Source organism: Streptomyces sp. Z423-1, from assembly GCF_013009255.1.
Classification (GTDB): Bacteria; Actinomycetota; Actinomycetes; order Streptomycetales; family Streptomycetaceae; genus Streptomyces; species Streptomyces gossypiisoli.
This window is the reverse complement of record NZ_CP053109.1, coordinates 968,071-987,602: the sequence shown is the minus strand read 5'-3', so window position 1 is coordinate 987,602 and position 19,532 is coordinate 968,071. Positions and strand designations below refer to the sequence as shown.

The window sequence follows — 19,532 nt, the reverse complement described above, 5'->3', positions numbered from 1 at the left end:
CCCGGCCGACGGGCCGCCCGGCGCCGTACCCTCGTCATCACCATGACGACGACCGTACGTATCCCCGAAGGCTGGCCCACCACCGAGGAACAGGCCCGCGCCGTCCAGGACGAGTTGCGCCGCAGGGTGGTGCTGGACGAGCCGGGGCCGCCGCCCGGCACGGGCCACGTCACCGGCGTCGACGTCGCCTACGACGACGAGCGGGACGTGGTGGCGGCCGCGGCCGTCGTGCTGGACACGGCCACCCTCGACGTCGTCGCCGAGGCCACCGCCGTCGGGCGGATCTCCTTCCCGTACGTGCCCGGCCTGCTCGCCTTCCGGGAGATCCCCACCGTCCTGGCCGCCCTCGACGCCCTGCCCTGCCCGCCCGGCCTGGTGGTCTGCGACGGCTACGGCCTCGCCCACCCGCGCCGCTTCGGGCTCGCCAGCCACCTCGGCGTGCTCACCCGGCTGCCCACCATCGGCGTCGCCAAGAACCCGTTCACCTTCACCCACACCGACCCGGCACCCGCGCGCGGGTCCTCGACCCCGCTGCTGGCGGGCGACGAGGAGGTGGGCCGCGCCCTGCGCACCCAGCAGGGCATCAAGCCGGTCTACGTGTCCGTCGGGCACCGCGTCGACCTGGACACGGCCTGCGCCCATGTCCTGCGCCTCAGCCCGCGCTACCGTCTGCCGGAGTCGACCCGCCGCGCCGACGCCCTGTGCCGCCGCGCCCTGCGGGAGGCCACCGCCGGCTGAGCCGGGGGACACCGCCGGGACCTTCTGAGTACGCGGATGAGTACGCGTACGGATGCCGGTACGCCGTCATGATCGGCAGGCTCGGCCACATGACGACGCACCGTGTCCCCAAGCCCCTCGCCCGCCCGACCCGCCCCGTCGAACGCGCCGTGACGCTGGCGCTGGTCCTGGCCGTACTGGCCGGTCTCGGCTGGATCGGCGGGATGATCTACACGCTGGCGGAGTGGTCGATGTAGGGGTCCCGGGACCCTTCCCCTACCGGCTCGCCGCCACCCGGAACGTGATCCCCGCCGCGCGCAGTCGCTCCAGCAGCGCGTCGCCCATCGCCACCGCCGTGGTGACCTGTCCGGCGGCCGGCGGGAGGTCGTCGAAGGCCAGGGACAGCGCCGCTTCGGCGAACATCTTCGCCGTCTCGCCGTACCCGGGGTCGCCGCCCGCGACCTCGGTGAACACCTTCCGGCCGCCGCCCTCGCCCACGAAGCGCACGGAGAACCAGCTCTTCGCCCGCTTCTCGGCGCTCGGCCCCTGACCGGGCTTGAGCCGACCGGACAACCAGCGCCGGGCGGGAGGCAGTTGGGCGGCCGCCGCGACCGCGCCGAGCGCCGCCACCCCGCCCACCGCGACCGGCAGCCGCCGTACCGCGGCGTAGTGCCGGTAGCGGAAGTCGGGACCGTACCGCTCAAGCGCCTTCGCCGAGCGGCGCACGATCTGCGGGTCGATGGTCGGCAGCGGCAGCGCCCAGGCGCGCACGTCGGGGACGAACCGCGGCGCTCCGTTCGGCGTCGTCGCCCGCCGCCCCACCAGCCGCGGTTCGTGCCGGTGCCGCTCGCGTGCGGCGGCCGCCATCTGCCAGGGCCGCGCGAACTGGTTCAGCGCGGAGGCGAACGTCCCGCCCGAGAAGGTCGCGTGGGCGGTCACGAACCCGTCCACCGTCAGCGGCACGCCCTCCGGGAGCTGCTGGACGGTGTAGTACACGCCCAGGTCGTGCGGCACCGAGTCGAACCCGCAGGCGTGCACCAGCCGGGCACCGGTCTCCCGCGCGCGTGCGTCATGGCGGACGTACATCAGGTCGACGAACTCGGGCTCACCCGACAGGTCGAGATAGTCCGTGCCGTGCTCGGCGCAGGCGGCCACGAGTTCCTCGCCGTACGTCACATAGGGGCCCACCGTCGTGGCCACCACGCGCGCGTGCTCGGCGAGCCGGCGCAGCGAGGCCGGTTCGGTCACGTCGGCCCGCAGCACCCCGATCTCCGCGCCCTGCGGCGACAGCTCCCGCAGCCGCTCGCGCAGCCGCGCCAGCTCCAGTTCGCTCCGGCCGGCGACGGCCCAGCGCAGGTTCTTCGGGGCGTGCGCGGCGAGGTACTCGGCCGTGAGCGCCCCGACGAAGCCCGTGGCTCCGAAGAGCACGATGTCGTACGGACGGTCGGACCTGTTCGGCTTGTTCATGACACCCCTTGCTCCCGCAGCCCGCGCCGCTGTCGGTGGCTGAGGCTAGCGTGAGGGGTGCGGAGCCCGACGACGAGCCCGGAGGTGGACGGTGGCCGTGTCCAGGAACGCCCTGAAGAAGCGGGAGAAAGTGCGCGAGTTCGCGCTCGGGCTGCCCGGCGCCGTCGAGGAGTTCCCCTGGGGCGAGTCCGTCGCCAAGGTCAACAAGAAGGTGTTCGTGTTCCTCGGCGTCGACGACGGCAGCTACCCGCTGGGCATCACCGTCAAGCTCAAGGACGACACCACCCACGCCCACGCCCTGACCGCCCCCGGCGCCGAGCCCGCCGGCTACGGCCTGGGCAGGTCCGGCTGGGTGAGCATCCCGATGGAACCGCAGGACGCCCCGACGGCGGAACTCCTCTGCGATTGGGTGGAGGAGAGCTACCGCGTCATCGCCCCCAAGCGCCTCATAGCGGAGCTGGACGGACGCTGACGCCGCACCGGCGTGGTGGTGCGGCCGACCTCCTGGCACCCTGGGTGTCTAAGCGCTTGCTCGTTCAGGCCTTGTGCCCACTGGAACACGTTCTTACCATCACCGGTGTTACATCGGTTGTGTCACAGCGACAGGGGGCTGGATGACCACGGCAAAGACGCCGCCACCGCACGGCCCGCTCACCGGCGTGCGCGTGGTCGAGCTGGCCGGTATCGGCCCCGGCCCCTTCGCCGCCATGCTCCTCGCCGACCTCGGCGCCGACGTCGTCCGCGTGGACCGCCCCGGCGGCACCGGCCTCGCGATCGACCCCCACTACGACATCACCAACCGCAACAAACGCTCGGTGATCGTCGACCTGAAGTCCCCGGACGGCCCCGCCCGCGTCCTGGACCTCGCGGCCCGCGCCGACATCCTGATCGAGGGCTACCGCCCCGGCGTCGCCGAGCGCCTCGGCGTCGGCCCCGACGCCTGCCACGCCCGCAACCCCGCCCTCGTCTACGGCCGGATGACCGGCTGGGGCCAGGACGGCCCCCTCGCCCACCGCGCCGGCCACGACATCGCCTACATCGCGCTGACCGGCACCCTCGGCATGATCGGCCGCCCCGACGAGGCCCCGGCCGTCCCCGCCAACCTGGTCGGCGACTACGCGGGCGGCTCCCTGTATCTCGTCGTCGGCGTCCTCGCCGCCCTGCACCACGCCCGCGCCACGGGCACCGGCCAGATCGTCGACGCCGCCATCGTCGACGGCGCCGGCCACCTCGCCGCGATGATCCACGGCATGCTCGCCGCCGGCGGCTGGCAGGACCGGCGCGGCGCCAACCTCCTCGACGGCGGCTGCCCGTTCTACGGCACCTACGAGACCGCCGACGGCCAGTACATGGCGGTGGGTGCCCTGGAGCAGCAGTTCTACGACGAGTTCGTCACGCTGCTCGGCATCGCCGACCAGGCCCCGGCCCGCAAGGACGTCACCCGCTGGGGCGAACTGCGCGAGACGGTCGCCGCCCGCTTCAAGACCCGTACCAGGGACGAGTGGACGGCCGTCTTCGAGGGCACCGACGCCTGCGTGGCGCCCGTCCTGTCGCTGCGCGAGGCCCCGCACCACCCGCACCTCGCCGCGCGCGGCACCTTCACCGACCACGGCGGCATCACCCAGCCCGCCCCCGCACCCCGCTTCTCCGCCACCCCGACCGCCGTCCGTACCGGCCCGGCACAACCGGGCGCCGACACCGCGGACGTGGCCCGCGACTGGGACGTACCGGGCCTGACGGAGGCGAGCCCGTGACGACCCCAGCCCCCTCGCAAGCCCCTCACCGAAAGGCCCTCCAGTGACCACCGAAGCGTATGTGTACGACGCGATCCGCACCCCGCGCGGACGGGGCAAGGAGAACGGCGCCCTGCACGGCACCAAGCCCATCGACCTGGTCGTCGGGCTCATCCACGAGCTCCGCGCCCGGTTCCCGACCCTCGACCCCGCCGCCATCGACGACATCGTGCTCGGCGTCGTCGGCCCCGTGGGCGACCAGGGCTCCGACATCGCCCGGATCGCCGCCGTCGCCGCCGGACTGCCGGACACGGTGGCGGGCGTGCAGGAGAACCGCTTCTGTGCGTCCGGCCTGGAGGCCGTCAACATGGCGGCCATGAAGGTCCGTTCGGGCTGGGAGGACCTCGTCCTCGCGGGCGGCGTCGAGTCGATGTCCCGGGTGCCGATGGCCTCGGACGGCGGCGCCTGGTTCAACGACCCGATGACCAACCTCGCGGTCAACTTCGTGCCGCAGGGCATCGGCGCCGACCTGATCGCCACCATCGAGGGCTTCTCCCGCCGTGACGTCGACGAGTATGCGGCACTGTCGCAGGAGCGGGCGGCGACCGCCTGGAAGGAGGGCCGCTTCGACCGCTCGGTCGTGCCGGTGAAGGACCGCAGCGGCCTGGTCGTCCTCGACCACGACGAGCACCTGCGCCCCGGCACCACCGCCGACTCGCTCGCCAAGCTGAAGCCGTCGTTCGCGGACATCGGCGACCTCGGCGGCTTCGACGCCGTGGCGCTGCAGAAGTACCACTGGGTGGAGAAGATCGACCACGTCCACCACGCGGGCAACTCCTCCGGCATCGTCGACGGCGCCGCCCTCGTCGCGATCGGCTCCAAGGAGGCCGGTGAGCGGCACGGGCTCACCCCGCGCGCGCGGATCGTCTCCGTCGCGGTCTCCGGCTCCGAGCCCACCATCATGCTCACCGGCCCCGCCCCCGCCACCCGCAAGGCGCTCGCCAAGGCCGGGCTCACCATCGACGACATCGACCTCGTCGAGATCAACGAGGCCTTCGCCGCGGTCGTCCTGCGCTTCGTGAAGGACATGGGCCTGTCCCTGGACAAGGTCAACGTCAACGGCGGCGCCATCGCCCTCGGCCACCCCCTCGGCGCCACTGGCGCGATGATCCTCGGCACCCTCGTCGACGAACTGGAGCGCCAGGACAAGCGGTTCGGCCTCGCCACGCTGTGCGTCGGCGGCGGCATGGGCATCGCCACCATCGTCGAGCGCCTCTGACCGGCCCGTCCCAGATCCCGATACGGAGAAGCAATGACCGAGAGCACCACCATCCGCTGGGAGCAGGACGAGACCGGCGTCGTCACCCTCGTCCTCGACGACCCGGGCCAGTCCGCGAACACCATGAACCAGGCGTTCCGGGACTCCCTCGCCGCGATCACCGACCGGCTGGAGGCCGAGAAGGACTCCCTCCGCGGCATCATCTTCACGTCCGCCAAGAAGACCTTCTTCGCCGGCGGCGACCTGCGCGACTTGATCCGGGTCACGCCGGAGACCGCCCAGGAGCTGTTCGACGGCGGCCTGGCGATCAAGCGCGACCTGCGCCGCATCGAGACCCTGGGCAAGCCGGTCGTCGCCGCGATGAACGGCGCGGCCCTGGGCGGCGGTTACGAGATCGCCCTGGCCTGCCACCACCGCGTCGCCCTCGACGCGCCCGGCGCCAAGATCGGCTGCCCCGAGGTCACCCTCGGCCTGCTGCCCGGAGGCGGTGGCGTGGTCCGCACGGTACGCCTGCTGGGCATCGCCGACGCCCTCCTCAAGGTGCTCCTCCAGGGCACCCAGTACAGCCCTCGGCGCGCGCTGGAGAACGGCCTGATCCACGAAGTGGCGTCGACTCCGGAGGAGATGCTCGCCAAGGCCCGCGCCTTCATCGACGCCAACCCCGAGTCGCAGCAGCCCTGGGACCGGCCGGGCTACAAGATCCCCGGCGGCACCCCCGCCAACCCGAAGTTCGCGGCCAACCTGCCCGCCTTTCCCGCCAACCTGCGCAAGCAGACGAACGGCGCCCCCTACCCGGCCCCGCGCAACATCCTCGCCGCCGCCGTCGAGGGCTCCCAGGTCGACTTCGAGACCGCCCAGGTCATCGAGGCCCGCTACTTCGTGGAGCTGGCCGCCGGCCAGACCTCGAAGAACATGATCCAGGCCTTCTTCTTCGACCTCCAGGCCGTCAACTCCGGCGCCAACCGCCCCAAGGGCATCGAGCCCCGCAAGGTCCGCCGGGTGGCCGTCCTGGGCGCCGGGATGATGGGCGCCGGTATCGCCTACTCGTGCGCCCGCGCCGGCATCGAGGTCGTCCTGAAGGACGTGTCCCTGGAGGCCGCCGTCAAGGGCAAGGGCTACTCCGAGAAGCTGTGCGCCAAGGCCGTCGCCAAGGGCCGTACGACGCAGGAGAAGGCCGACGCGCTGCTGGCCCGGATCACCCCCACCGCCGAGGTCCAGGACCTCACGGGCTGCGACGCGGTGATCGAGGCCGTCTTCGAGGACACGGCGCTCAAGCACAAGGTGTTCCAGGAGGTCGAGCAGGTCGTCGCGCCGGACGCGCTGCTGTGCTCCAACACCTCCACGCTCCCCATCACCGCCCTCGCCGAGGGCGTGCAGCGCCAGGCCGACTTCATCGGGCTGCACTTCTTCTCGCCGGTCGACAAGATGCCGCTGGTCGAGATCATCAAGGGCGAGCGGACCGGCGACGAGGCCCTCGCCCGGGCCTTCGACCTGGTCCGGCAGATCAACAAGACGCCGATCGTCGTCAACGACTCGCGCGGCTTCTTCACCTCCCGAGTCATCGGCCACTTCATCAACGAGGGCGTGGCGATGGTCGGCGAGGGCATCGAGCCCGCGTCCGTCGAACAGGCGGCGGCCCAGGCGGGCTACCCGGCCAAGGTGCTGTCCCTGATGGACGAGCTGACGCTCACCCTCCCGCGCAAGATCCGGGGTGAGACCAGGCGGGCCGTCGAGGAGGCGGGCGGCACCTGGACCCCGCACCCGGCGGAGGCCGTCATCGACCGCATGGTCGACGAGTTCGGCCGCACCGGCCGCAGCGGCGGCGCGGGCTTCTACGACTACGGGGACGACGGCAAGCGGACCGGGCTGTGGCCGGGACTGCGCGAGCACTTCACGCGAGCAGGCGCCGAGATCCCCTTCAAGGACATGCAGGAGCGGATGCTCTTCTCCGAGGCGCTGGACACCGTCCGCCTCCTGGAGGAAGGCGTGCTGACCTCCGTCGCCGACGCCAACATCGGCTCCATCTTCGGCATCGGCTTCCCCGGCTGGACCGGCGGCGTCCTGCAGTACATCAACGGCTACGACGGCGGCCTGCCCGGCTTCGTCGCACGCGCGCGGGAACTCGCCGAGCGCTACGGGGACCGCTTCACGCCGCCCGCACTGCTGGTGGAGAAGGCCGAGAAGGGCGAGCGGTTCAGTGACTCAGCCCGTTCCTGACAGGTCCTAGGTGAGCCATTCGCCCAGCTCCTCCTTCAGCGACCGCTGGAAAGTCGTCAGGAGCGCCTGCACCACCAAGGGCTGCATATGGGCCGAGAGGGACTTCACGTCCCGCGTCCCACGCTCCGACACCTCGCCGCGGAAGAGCTGGGCGAGTTCGTGAGCCGCGGCGCGCGAGTGTTCGATGAGGACCTTGCGCGCCGCCAGGATCGCCTCCTGGGAGAGCGGCACGTCCAGCAGCCGGACGCCGAGCCGCAGCAGACCGAGGTCGACGTCGTACGCGTCGCCGCTGCTCCCGGTCCGCACCACGTCCATCGCGGCCAGCCGTTCGACCTCACCGTCGGTCAGGGCCCGTCCCGCCCGCCGCTCCAGCTCCGCACGCGTCACCGTCTCCACCGTGTCCGGCGCCCAGGAGGCCACCACCGCCCGGTGGATCGCCAGGTCGTGCGCGCTGAGATCGGGCGGCAGCTGCCGCAGATAGCGCTCGATGGCCGCCAGCGTCATGCCCTGCCGCTGCAACTCCTCGATGAGCTCAAGGCGGGCCAGATGCTCCCGCCCGTAGTGCCCCACGCGCCGCGGACCGATCACCGGCGGTGGCAGCAGACCCTTGGTGCCGTAGAAGCGGACCGTGCGCACCGTGACCCCGGCCCGGGCGGCCAGCTCGTCGATCGTGAGGGTCGGCTCCGCGGTGTCGGTCGTCATGCGCAGCAGTATTGCTGTCTCACCAGTGCTGTGAAACCTCGTACGCACCCTGTGGTGAACGGAAGGTGATCGCGGGGTGGGCATGCGGTGACTGTGTGACAAGCAACGCTCTGTGACATGGGCCATCGTCTATCGACCGATTCGTGTGGGAAGGTGCTGCCTTGGTCTGTGCCACGTCACGAGCGGGGTGCCGGACCGAGTCACGTACGGACACTCGAGCGCACCACGCTCGGGCGCACCAGAGAGTGGTACCACCCGTGAGCAAGGACGCCGTGGACACGGCCAAGGTCACCGCCGGGAACGGGGCGACCACGACGCCCGCGGACGCGGGCGACGCCGGCTACAGCAAGGACCTCAAGGCCCGCCACGTCAACATGATCGCCATCGGCGGCGCCATCGGCACCGGTCTCTTCCTGGGCGCCGGTGGCCGCCTGCACAGCGCGGGCCCGGCGCTCGCGCTGGCCTACCTCGTCTGTGGCGTCTTCGCCTTCTTCGTCGTCCGGGCCCTGGGCGAGCTGGTCCTGTACCGGCCGTCGTCCGGGTCCTTCGTGTCGTACGCGCGCGAGTTCCTCGGCGAGAAGGGCGCGTACGTCGCCGGCTGGATGTACTTCCTGAACTGGTCGACGACCGGTATCGCCGACATCACCGCGATCGCGCTCTACACGCACTACTGGAGCATGTTCACCGACATCCCGCAGTGGGTGCTGGCCCTGATCGCGTTGGCCGTCGTGCTGGCGGTGAACCTGATCTCGGTGAAGATCTTCGGCGAGATGGAGTTCTGGTTCGCGATCATCAAGGTCGCCACGCTGATCGGCTTCATGTTCGTCGGCATCTTCCTGCTGGCCACCCAGCACGAGGTGGGCGGCCAGACCCCCGGCATGAGCGTGATCACGGACAACGGGGGCGTCTTCCCGCACGGCCTGATGCCCGTCGTCCTCGTCATGCAGGGCGTGATCTTCGCGTACGCCGCCCTGGAGCTGGTCGGTGTCGCCGCGGGCGAGACCGCCGAGCCGCAGAAGGTCGTCCCGCGCGCGGTGAACTCGATCATGTGGCGCGTCGGCCTGTTCTACGTCGGTTCGGTTGTCCTCCTGGCCCTGCTGCTGCCCGGCTCGGTCTACTCGGCCGACGAGAGCCCCTTCGTCACGGTCCTGTCGAAGATCGGCGTCCCGGCGGCCGGCGACGTGATGAACCTGGTCGTCCTGACCGCGGCGATGTCGTCCCTGAACTCGGGCCTGTACTCCACGGGCCGCATCCTGCGCTCCATGGCGATGGCGGGCTCGGCCCCGAAGTTCACCGCCCGCATGAACCGCAGCCAGGTGCCCTACGGCGGCATCCTGCTGACCTGCGCGGTGTGTGTGCTCGGCGTCGGCCTGAACTTCCTCGTGCCGGCCCAGGCCTTCGAGATCGTGCTGAACATCGCCTCGCTCGGCATCATCAGCACCTGGGTGATCATCATGGTCTGCCACCTGATCTTCGTGCGCCGCGCCAAGGCGGGCCTGGTGCAGCGGCCGCACTTCCGCCTCCCCGGCAGCCCGGTCACGGAGATCGCCACGATCGCCTTCCTGCTGGCCTGCCTCGGCATGATGTGGAACGACCCCGACGTCGGCCGCAAGACCCTGCTGCTCGTCCCGCTCATCGCCCTCGCCCTCGTCGCGGGCTGGTTCGGCATCCGCCGCCGGGTCTCCCGGACAGTGGACCAGGAGCTGACGAACCTCACGAAGTAGCAGGTCAGGGCCACTGTCAGTGGCATCGCCTACGGTGGCGTCATGTCGGAGATCAATTATGTCCGGGGTGACGCCACCGTGCCGTCGGTGAAGGGCGTCAAGCTGATCGCCCATGTCTGCAACGACATCGGCGGCTGGGGGAAGGGCTTCGTCCTGGCCCTGTCGCGCCGCTGGCCGGAGCCGGAGGCGGCCTACCGCGCCTGGCACCGCGACCGAGCGTCGAACGACTTCGGGCTGGGCGCCGTCCAGTTCGTCCAGGTCGAGCCTTACGTGTGGGTGGCCAACATGATCGGCCAGCGCGGCATCCTCCCCCACGCTCGGCTTCGCTCGCGCGGAGGGACCCCCATGGGCAGCAAGGGCGTTCCCGTGCGCTACGAGGCGATCGACACCGCCCTCGGCCGCCTCGCCGACAAGGCGGCCGAACTGAACGCATCGGTCCACATGCCCCGGATAGGGTGCGGGCTGGCCGGGGGCAAGTGGTCCCGCGTGGAACCGCTCATCGCCGAGCGGCTGGTGCGGCGGGGCATCGCCGTGACGGTCTACGACCACGGGGAGGGCGGGAGTTGAGCCGCACCGACACGGACGTCCTCGTGCTGGGCGGCGCGGGCGTGGACACCATCGTGTACGTGCCGGAGCTGCCGCTTCCGTACGCGGACAGCTACATGATCGAGGACGGCATCCGCACCCGCGCGGGCCAGACCGGCGACTTCGTCGCCCTCGGACTGAGCGCCCTGGGGCTGCGCACCCACCACCTCGACCTGCTCGGCGACGACCCCGAGGGCGAACTGGTCCGGGCCCTGCACCGCGAGAAGGGCATCGCCCTCACCGCGATCCCGCAGCCCGCCGGTACCAAGCGTGCGGTCAACCTCGTCGGCCCCGACGGCCGGCGCCTCTCCCTCTACGACACGAGCCGCTCGCACGCCGACGACCGGCTGCCCGAGGCGACGGTCCGTGCACTGGCGGAGTCGAGCCGCCACGTCCACGTCTCCATCACCCAGCCCTGCGCCCACGCCCTGCCCGTCCTCCGCGAGACCGGCGTACCCCTCTCCACCGACCTGCACGACTGGGACGGCGAGAACCCCTACCACGAGCCGTTCGCCCTCGCCGCGGACATCGTCTTCCTCTCCGCCGCCCGCCTCACCGACCCGGAGCGCACCCTGCGCCGCATCGCCGAGCGGGGCCGCGCCCAGGTCGTCGTCGCCACCGCCGGCGCCAAGGGAGCCCATCTGCTGGCCGACGGCGAGCTGACGCATGTGCCCCCGGTCGCGCCCCCCGCCCCCGTGGTGGACTCCAACGGCGCGGGCGACGCCTTCGCCGCGGCCTTCCTCTTCGGCCACCTGGCCGGCGAACCGCCCCTCCGATGCGCCCTGTACGGCGCGGTGGCCGGCGCCCACGCGTGCACGGTGCCGTCCACCGAGACGGCCGCGATAGAGCGGGACGGCCTCCTTGAACGCGCCGCCCAGGTGGACCACTGAAATGCAGCTGAGGGCAGCCGCCCTCGCGCTTGTTCCGCCCTACTCGGCGTGCCCGTGCTCATGGTCGTGCACGCCATTGGTCGCCGCGATCTTCTTCCACGACTTCGGCTGCTCCGGCGCCCCCTTCGTCCCCAGCGCACGGGCCGAGATCGAGGCCTCCCGCGCCGCCGGCGTCCCCGGCTTCGACGGCTGGAACAGCCAGGTGTCGAACAGCGCGGTCAGCCGCTTCCCGGACACCCGCTCCGCGTACTTCCTGAAGTCGGCGACCGAGGCGTTGCCATGGGCGTACGTCCGTGGCCAGCCCTTGAGGACGGCGAAGAAGTCCTCGTCGCCGATCGCGTTGCGCAGCGCCTGCAGGGCCAGCGCACCCCGGTCGTACACCGCCAGATGGAACTGGTTCTCCGGTCCCGGGTCGCCGGGACGGACCGCCCAGAACGGATCGTCCGCCGGGCGCGACGCGTACACGTAGTCCGCGATCTCCTGTGCCGTCCCCTCGCCCTCGTGCTCGGACCAGAGCCACTGCGCGTACCGGGCGAAGCCCTCGTTGATCCAGATGTCCTTCCACTGGGACACCGACACCAGGTCGCCGTACCACTGGTGGGCCAGCTCGTGCACGACGACCGACGTGTTCGACCCGTTCGCGAACTGCCGGGGGCTGTAGAAGGGCCGGGTCTGCGTCTCCAGGGCGTAGCCGGTCGTGGTGTTCGGCACGTATCCGCCGAGGGCGTTGTAGGGATACGGCCCGAAGTAGTCGGTCAGCCAGTCGGCGATCTCACCCGTCCGCTCGACGCTGGCCCGTGCCGCGCCGGCGCTGTCGCCCAGGTCCTTGCTGTAGGCGTTGATGACCGGAATGCCGCTGTCCGTCGTCGCGGTCGTGACGTCGAACTTGCCGACCGCCAGTGTGGCGAGGTAGGTGGCCTGCGGCTTGTTGGACCGCCAGCTGTAGCGGGTCCACCCGGCCCGTGAACTCGTCGATTGCAGCGTGCCGTTGGAGATGGCTTGCGTACCGTCCGGCACCTGCACCGAGATGTCGTACGTGGCCTTGTCCAGCGGATGGTCGTTGCTCGGGAACCACCACCACGCCGCCTCGGGCTCACCGGCCGCGACCCCGCCGTCCGGCGTCCGGAGCCAGCTCGTGAAGCCGTACGCCTGCTCCGACGACGGCACCCCGCTGTAGCGCACCACCACGGTGACGGACTCACCCTTGGCCAGCGGTTTGCTCGGCGTGACCTGCAGTTCGTGCTGACCCGAAGTCGCGAACCTCGCCTTCGCGCCGTTGACCCGCACCTCGCTCACATCCAGCAGGAAGTCCAGGTTGAACCGGGACAGATCCTGCGTGGTCCGGGCCAGCAGGGTCGCCGTGCCCTCCAGCCGGTCGTCCGCGGGCCGGTACTTCAGCCGCAGGTCGTAGTGGGAGACGTCGTATCCGCCGTTGCCGTACGCCGGGTAGTAGGGGTCGCCGATGCCCGGAGCGCCGGGGGAGTGGCTCGCGGCCGATGCCGGGATCGCCAGCAGAAGGGAGGCCGCAGCGAGTGCGCCCGGCGTGGTGAGTCTGCGGTGCACTGAAGCTCCAAGTCGTAGGGGCGGGAGGACCGTGCGGAGCCCATTCACGCTCAGGCGTAACTGCCCTGTCCACAACAACCGCTGTCACGAGATCGCCATTCGGCCGACATACACCCGGACGCCCCAACGTCGCTTTCCCGCCACCAGCACCACTGTGAGGGTCCCTCAGTCGCCCCCTTCTGCACTTGAGTTGCGGACGGTACCGTCCGGCGCATGCCGAAACGCATGCGCTTCACGACCTGGAGACCGCTCGCGACGGCGGCCACCGCCGCCCTCACGGCCACCCTGCTCACCCCCGCCGCAGCGCACACCGCGCCTCGCACGAGCCAACCCGTCTACTCGTACGAGAACGCCGTCCGTGAGGCCGTCTGGGTGGACACCGGCCTCGACGGCGACGGCGACGGCCGGACCGACCGCGTCGCCGTCGACATCGTCCGCCCGCGCGAACCCGCCCAGCGGGGCCGGAAAGTCCCCGTCATCATGGACGCCAGCCCGTACTACTCGTGCTGCGGGCGCGGCAACGAGAGCCAGAAGAAGACGTACGACGCGAACGGCGACGTCGTCCGGATGCCGCTGTTCTACGACAACTACTTCGTCCCGCGCGGCTACGCCTTCGTCGGCGTCGACCTCGCCGGAACCAACCGCTCCGACGGCTGCGTCGACGTCGGCGGCCGCTCCGACGTCGAGTCGGCGAAGGCCGTCGTCGACTGGCTGAACGGCCGCGCCAAGGCCTACACCACCCGCACCGGCACGACCCGCGCCAAGGCCACCTGGACCAACGGCAGGACCGGGATGATCGGCAAGAGCTGGGACGGCACCATCGCCAACGGCGTCGCCGCGACCGGCGTCGAGGGCCTGGAGACCATCGTGCCGATCAGTGCCATCTCCTCCTGGTACGACTACTACTTCCAGCAGGGCGCCCCGTTGTACGACTCCGGCCCCGACTGGCTGTCGAACTACGTCAACAGCCCCGACGCCCGCGCCAAGTGCGCCGCCGTCCAGCAGCGACTCGTCGACGGTGCCCCGCGCACCGGCGACTGGACGCCGCTGTGGACCGAGCGCGACTACGTCAAGGACGCGCGCAAGGTGAAGGCGAGCGTCTTCCTGATCCACGGCATGCAGGACCTCAACGTCCGGATGAAGCACGTCGGCCAGTGGTGGGACGCCCTCGCGAGGAACGGCGTCGAGCGCAAGATCTGGCTGTCCCAGACCGGCCATGTCGACCCCTTCGACTTCCGGCGTGCGGAGTGGGTGGAGACCCTGCACCGCTGGTTCGACCACGAACTCCTCGGCTACGACAACGGCATCGACCGCGAGCCGATGGCCGACATCGAGCGCCACCCCGACCAGTGGGTCACGTCGAAGGCATGGCCGCCACGCGGCACCGACACCGTCCGCCTGAAGCCCGCCCATGGAGACCGGCCCGGCGTCGGCACCCTCGGCCTGCGCAACGGCGAGGGCACCGAGACCTTCACCGACGACCCACAGCACAGCGAGACCGACTGGGCCGCGCACATCGACCAACCCACCCCCGACAAGGCGGGCTTCGTGACCAGGCCGCTCACCCGGGACCTGCGCCTGTCCGGCTCCTCCGAGGTCACCGTCACCGCGACCCCCACCACCCGCACGGCCCACCTCTCGGCCGTCCTCGTGGACCTCGGCCCCGCCACCATCCGCGACTACGCCGACGCCGCCGAGGGCATCACCACCCTCCCCGACCGCACCTGCTGGGGACCGTCCACCACCGGCGACAGCGCCTGCTTCAAGGAGACCAGCGCCAAGACGACCGACGTCGAGCACACCATCGTCAGCCGCGGCTGGGCCGACCTCGGCAACCACGCCTCCGACCTGACGGGCCGCCCGCTCACTCCGGGCAAGCGGTACACCATCACCCTCGACCTGGCCGCGACCGACCACGTCGTCCCGGCGGGACACCGGCTGGCCCTGATCATCGCGGGCACCGACAAGGACCTCATCGACCCTCCGGCCGACACCCCGACGCTCACCCTGGACCTGTCCCGCACCTCCGCCCGCGTCCCGCTGGTCGGCGGCACGGCAGCGTTCGCCCGAGCCACGGCAGGCACCGCAGGCACCGACACGGCCGGGACCCCGGCGCCGTACAAGACGCTCGAAGGAGTCGACGCCCCGCGTTCCGCCGAGCGCGTCCCCGGTCCCCGCAACACCGACTGACTCACCCGGAGGCGGCCGGACCGGCCAACCCGGCCGCCTCCTGCGCACACCCCCACGCCACGGTCACGCCAGCGCCCCCGTGACCGTAGTTGTGCACCAGCACCCGCCCGTCCGGCAGCAGTTCGCGCTCCAGCCGCACCGCGTCCCGCACCGGCCGCAGCCCCACCCGGTGGTCCAGCACCCGCGCCCCGGCGATCTCCGGCCGCAGCGCGGCGCACCGTCGTACGATCGCCTCGGCCACCGCAGGATCCGGCGCAAGCGACCACTCGTCCTCCTCCGAGGTGCCGCCCAGCACCAGGCGCCCCGGATGCGGGAAGACATACGCCATCTCACCGGAGGCGTCCTTGCAGACGACCCAGGTACGGATCCCGGGATTCTCCACCACGACCAACTGACCGCGCACAGGGCGCACGGACGCGTCCGGCACCAGCTTCCGCGCGCCCAACCCCGTGCAGTTGACCACCACCGGCGCGTCCGCCTCCGCGAGCGCCGACACCGTGCGCTCCTCCACCACTCCGCCCGCCGCCGCCAACCGCTCCCGCAGCCATGGCAGATGAGTCGACATGTCGACCAGCGGCAGCCGCGCCCACAGACCCATCGGCCCGGCGTACTCCTCGGGCGTCGCCGCCCGCAGCCCCTTCAGCCGGCCCGCCGCCCAGGAGTCCGTCTCGTCCAGGTCGGTCTCGCCCATGACCCCCTCGACCAGGCGTACGCCGGTCACCTCCGGCCGCTCGGCCAGCTCCTCGTAGACGTCCAGCGAGCGCAGCGCCCACCTGCGCGCCGCCTCGGGCGGCTCGATGCGGTACGGCCACCACAGCGCGCCCGCCACCGCCGAGGTGGTTCGCTCGACCGGGTCCCGCGTCCACACCCGTACCCGCCGCCCGCGCTCGGCCAGCACCACGGCCGTCGTCAGCCCGATGACACCCCCGCCGATGACGATCACATCGTCCTCCGTGTCACTGTTCATGCGGGGACGGTAGCGGAATGTGTCATGCCGCGATCAGAGCGGCGTAACGGTGGGGATACTCACCGTATGTCTGCCGCGTACGCGACCTTCGGCCTGGCACCCGCGATGCGGGCCGGTGGAGTTCTCGCCGACGGTGGCTACCAGGTGCACCGGGACTTCGTGGACTTCATCGTCGACGGGCGCCCGCTGCTGTTCCAGCTCTCGGACCTGGACGCCGTCTCCCCGCTCGCCTCCGACGTCCCGCCCGCCATCTTCACCGCCCAGGTGCGCAGCCTGTTACTGGAGGCCGACGCGCCGCTGCCCGGCGGGCGGTACGTCATCTACGGCTGCCCCGAGTGCGCGGACCTGGCGTGCGGAGCGGTCACCGCGGTCATCGAGCGAGCCGACGACGACTACCTCTGGCGGGACTTCGCCTGGCAGACGGACGAACAGGTCGACCTGGAGCTGAACGGCTACCAGGGCATCGGCCCGTTCCGCTTCCACGGCGACGAGTACCGCACGGCGCTGAACTCCCTGCTGGACGCCGAGGGGACCGGCGGTCGCCGCGTCCTGCTGATCGGCGCCCGCGTCGCCCTGCTCGCCAAGCTCGCCGCCGCCCTGCGCACCATCGGCATCGGCGCCGACATCACCCGCGACGCCGACCGCGTCCCCACCGACGAGCTGCGCGGCTACGGCGCCGTCGCCTTCGGCCGCGGGGTCGGCGAGGAGGAGCGCGCGGCCGTGCGCCGGGCCTTCGAACGCGCCGGGGTGGAGGTGGCGTACGTCGACGGACTCGCCCCGATCGTCCCGTTGCTCGTCGCCCAGCTCGAACACGCCCTCGACCGCAGCCCGGTGGCGCAGCGCCGCCTCACCCGCCTGGTCACGGCCGACGGCGTGGCGGGCGTCGAGGTCACCTCGACCTGCCGGGTCCAACTCACCGCGTACCGCCTGGACCGCCTCTCCCGCCCCCACACCCACACCCTCTTCGACGGCCTCCTCGAACCGGGCCACCACCGCATCCCCCTGGACGCGAAGTCCGTGAAGGGCCAGTCGTACGTGGTGGCCAGGACGGCGGGGAGTGTGCTGGTGGAGTCGATGCCGAGGTGAACGCCGGTCCGGTCGTCGCGGGTGGTGGACAAGGGGTTTGGTGGTCGTGCGGGGTGGTGGGGGCGACGGCGCTCTCGTCGGGCGATGACCCGTGAAGATCCACCCGGTCGCCCCGCCGGGCGACGGCAAGTGTGCTGGTGGGGACGGGGACGACCTGAATACCGGCGCGACCGCCCGGCCGGGCGGGCACTAGGATCGGGGTCTGATGACTGCCACCCTCGTCGCCAAGAACCTCGCCGCCGGTCACGGCGACCGCGCGCTCTTCACCGGCCTCGATCTGGTCGTCGCGCCCGGCGACGTGATCGGGCTGGTCGGTGCCAACGGCGCCGGAAAGTCCACGCTGCTGCGGATGCTCGCCGGGCTCGACGCCCCCGAGCAGGGCGAGCTGCGCCTGTCCCCACCCACCGCCACCGTCGGTCACCTGCCGCAGGAGCCCGAGCGGCGGCCGGGCGAGACGGTACGGGAGTTCCTGGCCCGGCGTACCGGCGTCGCCGAGGCCCAGCGGGCCATGGACGAGGCCACCCAGGCGCTCGTCGACGGGGCACCCGGCGCCGACGACGCCTACGCCACCAGCCTGGAGCGCTGGCTCGGCCTCGGCGGCGCCGACCTCGACGAACGCGCCGAGGAGGTCGCCGACGCGCTCGGCCTCGCCGTCGGCCTGGACCAGCCGATGACGTCCCTCTCCGGCGGCCAGGCGGCCCGCGCCGGCCTCGCCTCCCTCCTGCTCTCCCGCTACGACGTCTTCCTGCTCGACGAGCCCACCAACGACCTCGACCTCGACGGCCTGGAGCGCCTCGAACGCTTCGTCGGTGGCCTGCGCGCCGGCACGGTCGTCGTCAGCCACGACCGCGAGTTCCTCACCCGGACGGTCACCAAGGTCCTCGAACTCGACCTCGCCCAGCAGCAGATCAACCTCTACGGCGGCGGCTACGCGGCCTACCTGGAAGAACGCGAGGTGGCCCGGCGGCACGCGCGCGAGGAGTACGACGAGTACGCCGACAAGAAGTCCGCCCTCCAGGACCGGGCGCAGATGCAGCGCGCCTGGATGGACAAGGGCGTGAAGAACGCCCGGCGCAAGGCGGGCAACGACAACGACAAGATCGGCCGCAAGTTCCGCAGCGACGCCAGCGAGAAGCAGGCCGCGAAGGCCCGGCAGACCCAGCGCATGATCGAACGGCTGGAGGTGGTCGAGGAGCCGCGCAAGGAGTGGGAACTGCGCATGGAGATCGCCTCGGCCCCCCGCTCGGGCGCGGTCGTGGCCACCCTGCGCGACGCCGAGGTCCGGCGCGGCGACTTCGTACTCGGACCCGTGTCCCTCCAGGTCGACTGGGCGGACCGGGTCGCGGTCACCGGCGCGAACGGCGCGGGCAAGTCCACCCTGCTCGGCGCCCTGCTCGGTCGCGTCCCGCTCGACGCGGGCCACGCCGCCCTCGGCTCCGGCGTGCTGGTCGGTGAGGTCGACCAGGCCCGCAAGCTGTTCCACGGCCCGGAGACGCTGCTCGACGCGTTCTGCGCGGCGGTCCCCGACACCGAACCGGTCGAGGTACGCACACTCCTCGCCAAGTTCGGCCTGAAGTCGGACCACGTCCTGCGCCCGGCGGCCACCCTCTCCCCGGGCGAGCGCACCCGCGCCGCCCTCGCCCTCCTCCAGGGCCGGGGCGTCAACCTGCTGGTCCTCGACGAGCCGACCAACCACCTCGACCTGCCCGCCATCGAGCAACTGGAGTCGGCCCTCGACGCCTACACCGGCACCCTGCTGCTGGTCACCCACGACCGCCGCATGCTGGACGCGGTCCACGTCACCCGCCGTCTGGAGGTCGCCGACGGCAAGGTGACCGAGCATTAACGAGGCGTCAGCCGCGTCGCCAGCTGCGGATAGTCGACGACGAGGCCGTCCGCGTCGACGTCCAGCTCGCTGCGGAAGTCACCCGACGCGAACCGCACCCGCCCGCCGCCGTCGGTGCGGGCGAGATGCGTGTACGTCTGGACCGAGGGCCGTACGGCAAGGTCGGGCACCGACACCCACGCCATCAGGAACTTCCGCTCACCGGCGGCCCGGTGCAACTCGTGCCGGAGCACGGGCATGGTGTTGGTCAGCGGACACAGCCCCAGATCGCAGTCGAGCGCCCCGTGCACCTCGGGCACCGGCTGCCCGTCGGCGGTCCATTCCCCCCGCCCGTCGTGCCACAGATCGAGCGTCCGCGTCAGCTCCGCGGTCTCGGCGGTCACCCGGAGCCGCCGGGTCACGTAACCGTCGCCGGTTTCCAGTTCGTACGACACCCAGTACGGCTCCGGGTCCGTCCCCACCGCCCGCCCCCGCGCCCGCAGGGTCTCCCCGTCGAACGCGACCCAGGCGGTCTCGTACCCGTGGCTCGCCGTGACGTCCCAGGTCACTGCACGCGAAGTGGTCAT

At 71.7% G+C, this 19,532-nt stretch carries 17 protein-coding genes; 12 read left to right on the top strand and 5 right to left on the bottom strand.

Annotation, left to right across the window (positions count from 1 at the left end; genetic code table 11):
* The first annotated feature begins 42 nt into the window (after positions 1 to 42).
* Together HJD23_RS04605 and HJD23_RS04600 are read left to right on the top strand one after the other, a co-directional pair.
* The gene (locus tag HJD23_RS04605; RefSeq protein WP_171113833.1) at positions 43 to 738 is read left to right on the top strand and encodes an endonuclease V; all 696 of its coding nucleotides are present in this window, start codon (positions 43 to 45) and stop codon (positions 736 to 738) included.
* 89 nt (positions 739 to 827) lie between these two features.
* Positions 828 to 974, top strand: a complete 147-nt coding sequence (locus HJD23_RS04600; protein ID WP_171111897.1) for a hypothetical protein — start codon at positions 828 to 830, stop codon at positions 972 to 974.
* 19 nt (positions 975 to 993) lie between these two features.
* Here HJD23_RS04600 and HJD23_RS04595 read toward each other — a convergent pair whose 3' ends face one another.
* Entirely contained in the window at positions 994 to 2,184 is a 1,191-nt protein-coding gene (locus HJD23_RS04595; RefSeq protein ID WP_171113832.1) for a saccharopine dehydrogenase NADP-binding domain-containing protein, read from the bottom strand.
* 91 nt (positions 2,185 to 2,275) lie between these two features.
* Here HJD23_RS04595 and HJD23_RS04590 point away from each other — a divergent pair, with 91 nt between their 5' ends.
* The 4 genes from HJD23_RS04590 to HJD23_RS04575 all read left to right on the top strand — a co-directional run bounded on the left by HJD23_RS04590 (position 2,276) and on the right by HJD23_RS04575 (position 7,413).
* The gene (locus HJD23_RS04590; RefSeq protein ID WP_171113831.1) at positions 2,276 to 2,656 is read left to right on the top strand and encodes an MmcQ/YjbR family DNA-binding protein; all 381 of its coding nucleotides are present in this window, start codon (positions 2,276 to 2,278) and stop codon (positions 2,654 to 2,656) included.
* A 142-nt stretch (positions 2,657 to 2,798) separates the two neighbouring features.
* Positions 2,799 to 3,938 carry a CaiB/BaiF CoA-transferase family protein gene (locus HJD23_RS04585; protein WP_171113830.1) on the top strand — a complete coding sequence of 380 codons (1,140 nt, stop codon included), beginning with the start codon at positions 2,799 to 2,801 and terminating at the stop codon, positions 3,936 to 3,938.
* Positions 3,939 to 3,981: 43 nt separating this feature from the next.
* Positions 3,982 to 5,196, top strand: coding sequence for an acetyl-CoA C-acetyltransferase (locus tag HJD23_RS04580; protein ID WP_171113829.1), 1,215 nt, complete (start codon positions 3,982 to 3,984; stop codon positions 5,194 to 5,196).
* Between the two features lie 33 nt (positions 5,197 to 5,229).
* Complete coding sequence (locus HJD23_RS04575) at positions 5,230 to 7,413, top strand: 3-hydroxyacyl-CoA dehydrogenase NAD-binding domain-containing protein (protein ID WP_171113828.1); 2,184 nt, start codon at positions 5,230 to 5,232, stop codon at positions 7,411 to 7,413.
* Positions 7,414 to 7,419: 6 nt separating this feature from the next.
* On the opposite strand, the gene HJD23_RS04570 is transcribed toward HJD23_RS04575, so the two are convergent.
* Positions 7,420 to 8,115 (bottom strand): MerR family transcriptional regulator, encoded by a 696-nt coding sequence (locus HJD23_RS04570; protein WP_171113827.1) that lies wholly within the window; start codon positions 8,113 to 8,115, stop codon positions 7,420 to 7,422.
* A gap of 257 nt (positions 8,116 to 8,372) precedes the next feature.
* Here HJD23_RS04570 and HJD23_RS04565 point away from each other — a divergent pair, with 257 nt between their 5' ends.
* The 3 genes from HJD23_RS04565 to HJD23_RS04555 are packed head-to-tail and all read left to right on the top strand — an operon-like array spanning position 8,373 to position 11,314.
* Positions 8,373 to 9,839: an amino acid permease gene (locus tag HJD23_RS04565; RefSeq protein WP_171113826.1), complete on the top strand. Its 1,467-nt coding sequence runs from the start codon at positions 8,373 to 8,375 to the stop codon at positions 9,837 to 9,839.
* Positions 9,840 to 9,881: 42 nt separating this feature from the next.
* Entirely contained in the window at positions 9,882 to 10,406 is a 525-nt protein-coding gene (locus HJD23_RS04560; protein WP_171113825.1) for a macro domain-containing protein, read from the top strand.
* On the top strand, positions 10,403 to 11,314 hold the full coding sequence (locus HJD23_RS04555; RefSeq protein ID WP_171113824.1) for a PfkB family carbohydrate kinase: 912 nt from the start codon (positions 10,403 to 10,405) through the stop codon (positions 11,312 to 11,314). Before HJD23_RS04560 ends, HJD23_RS04555 begins: the two co-directional genes overlap by 4 nt.
* A 39-nt stretch (positions 11,315 to 11,353) precedes the next feature.
* Here the strand turns inward: HJD23_RS04555 and HJD23_RS04550 are convergent, their stop codons facing one another.
* Positions 11,354 to 12,877, bottom strand: coding sequence for a M1 family metallopeptidase (locus tag HJD23_RS04550; RefSeq protein ID WP_171113823.1), 1,524 nt, complete (start codon positions 12,875 to 12,877; stop codon positions 11,354 to 11,356).
* Positions 12,878 to 13,090: 213 nt separating this feature from the next.
* Between HJD23_RS04550 and HJD23_RS04545 the strand changes: the two genes are divergently transcribed.
* Complete coding sequence (locus HJD23_RS04545; RefSeq protein ID WP_171113822.1) at positions 13,091 to 15,067, top strand: Xaa-Pro dipeptidyl-peptidase; 1,977 nt, start codon at positions 13,091 to 13,093, stop codon at positions 15,065 to 15,067.
* Position 15,068: 1 nt separating this feature from the next.
* Here the strand turns inward: HJD23_RS04545 and HJD23_RS04540 are convergent, their stop codons facing one another.
* Positions 15,069 to 16,034 carry an FAD-dependent oxidoreductase gene (locus HJD23_RS04540; RefSeq protein WP_171113821.1) on the bottom strand — a complete coding sequence of 322 codons (966 nt, stop codon included), beginning with the start codon at positions 16,032 to 16,034 and terminating at the stop codon, positions 15,069 to 15,071.
* Positions 16,035 to 16,100: 66 nt separating this feature from the next.
* Between HJD23_RS04540 and HJD23_RS04535 the strand changes: the two genes are divergently transcribed.
* Both HJD23_RS04535 and HJD23_RS04530 read left to right on the top strand, forming a co-directional pair.
* Complete coding sequence (locus HJD23_RS04535) at positions 16,101 to 17,120, top strand: oxidoreductase (protein WP_171113820.1); 1,020 nt, start codon at positions 16,101 to 16,103, stop codon at positions 17,118 to 17,120.
* 205 nt (positions 17,121 to 17,325) lie between these two features.
* The gene (locus HJD23_RS04530) at positions 17,326 to 18,966 is read left to right on the top strand and encodes an ABC-F family ATP-binding cassette domain-containing protein (RefSeq protein WP_171133986.1); all 1,641 of its coding nucleotides are present in this window, start codon (positions 17,326 to 17,328) and stop codon (positions 18,964 to 18,966) included.
* Here the strand turns inward: HJD23_RS04530 and HJD23_RS04525 are convergent.
* Positions 18,963 to 19,532 (bottom strand): putative glycolipid-binding domain-containing protein, encoded by a 570-nt coding sequence (locus tag HJD23_RS04525; RefSeq protein ID WP_171113819.1) that lies wholly within the window; start codon positions 19,530 to 19,532, stop codon positions 18,963 to 18,965. The genes HJD23_RS04530 and HJD23_RS04525 overlap by 4 nt on opposite strands.

What these genes read in the sequence shown, in the direction of transcription:
- HJD23_RS04545 (WP_171113822.1), top strand. Translation starts at nt 13,091, where the DNA reads ATGCCGAAACGCATGCGCTTCACGACCTGGAGACCGCTCGCGACGGCG.
- HJD23_RS04575 (WP_171113828.1), top strand. Translation starts at nt 5,230, where the DNA reads ATGACCGAGAGCACCACCATCCGCTGGGAGCAGGACGAGACCGGCGTC.
- HJD23_RS04535 (WP_171113820.1), top strand. Translation starts at nt 16,101, where the DNA reads ATGTCTGCCGCGTACGCGACCTTCGGCCTGGCACCCGCGATGCGGGCC.
- HJD23_RS04605 (WP_171113833.1), top strand. Translation starts at nt 43, where the DNA reads ATGACGACGACCGTACGTATCCCCGAAGGCTGGCCCACCACCGAGGAA.
- HJD23_RS04600 (WP_171111897.1), top strand. Translation starts at nt 828, where the DNA reads ATGACGACGCACCGTGTCCCCAAGCCCCTCGCCCGCCCGACCCGCCCC.
- HJD23_RS04595 (WP_171113832.1), bottom strand. Translation starts at nt 2,184, where the DNA reads ATGAACAAGCCGAACAGGTCCGACCGTCCGTACGACATCGTGCTCTTC.
- HJD23_RS04540 (WP_171113821.1), bottom strand. Translation starts at nt 16,034, where the DNA reads ATGAACAGTGACACGGAGGACGATGTGATCGTCATCGGCGGGGGTGTC.
- HJD23_RS04585 (WP_171113830.1), top strand. Translation starts at nt 2,799, where the DNA reads ATGACCACGGCAAAGACGCCGCCACCGCACGGCCCGCTCACCGGCGTG.
- HJD23_RS04570 (WP_171113827.1), bottom strand. Translation starts at nt 8,115, where the DNA reads ATGACGACCGACACCGCGGAGCCGACCCTCACGATCGACGAGCTGGCC.
- HJD23_RS04560 (WP_171113825.1), top strand. Translation starts at nt 9,882, where the DNA reads ATGTCGGAGATCAATTATGTCCGGGGTGACGCCACCGTGCCGTCGGTG.
- HJD23_RS04525 (WP_171113819.1), bottom strand. Translation starts at nt 19,532, where the DNA reads ATGACCACTTCGCGTGCAGTGACCTGGGACGTCACGGCGAGCCACGGG.
- HJD23_RS04530 (WP_171133986.1), top strand. Translation starts at nt 17,326, where the DNA reads ATGACTGCCACCCTCGTCGCCAAGAACCTCGCCGCCGGTCACGGCGAC.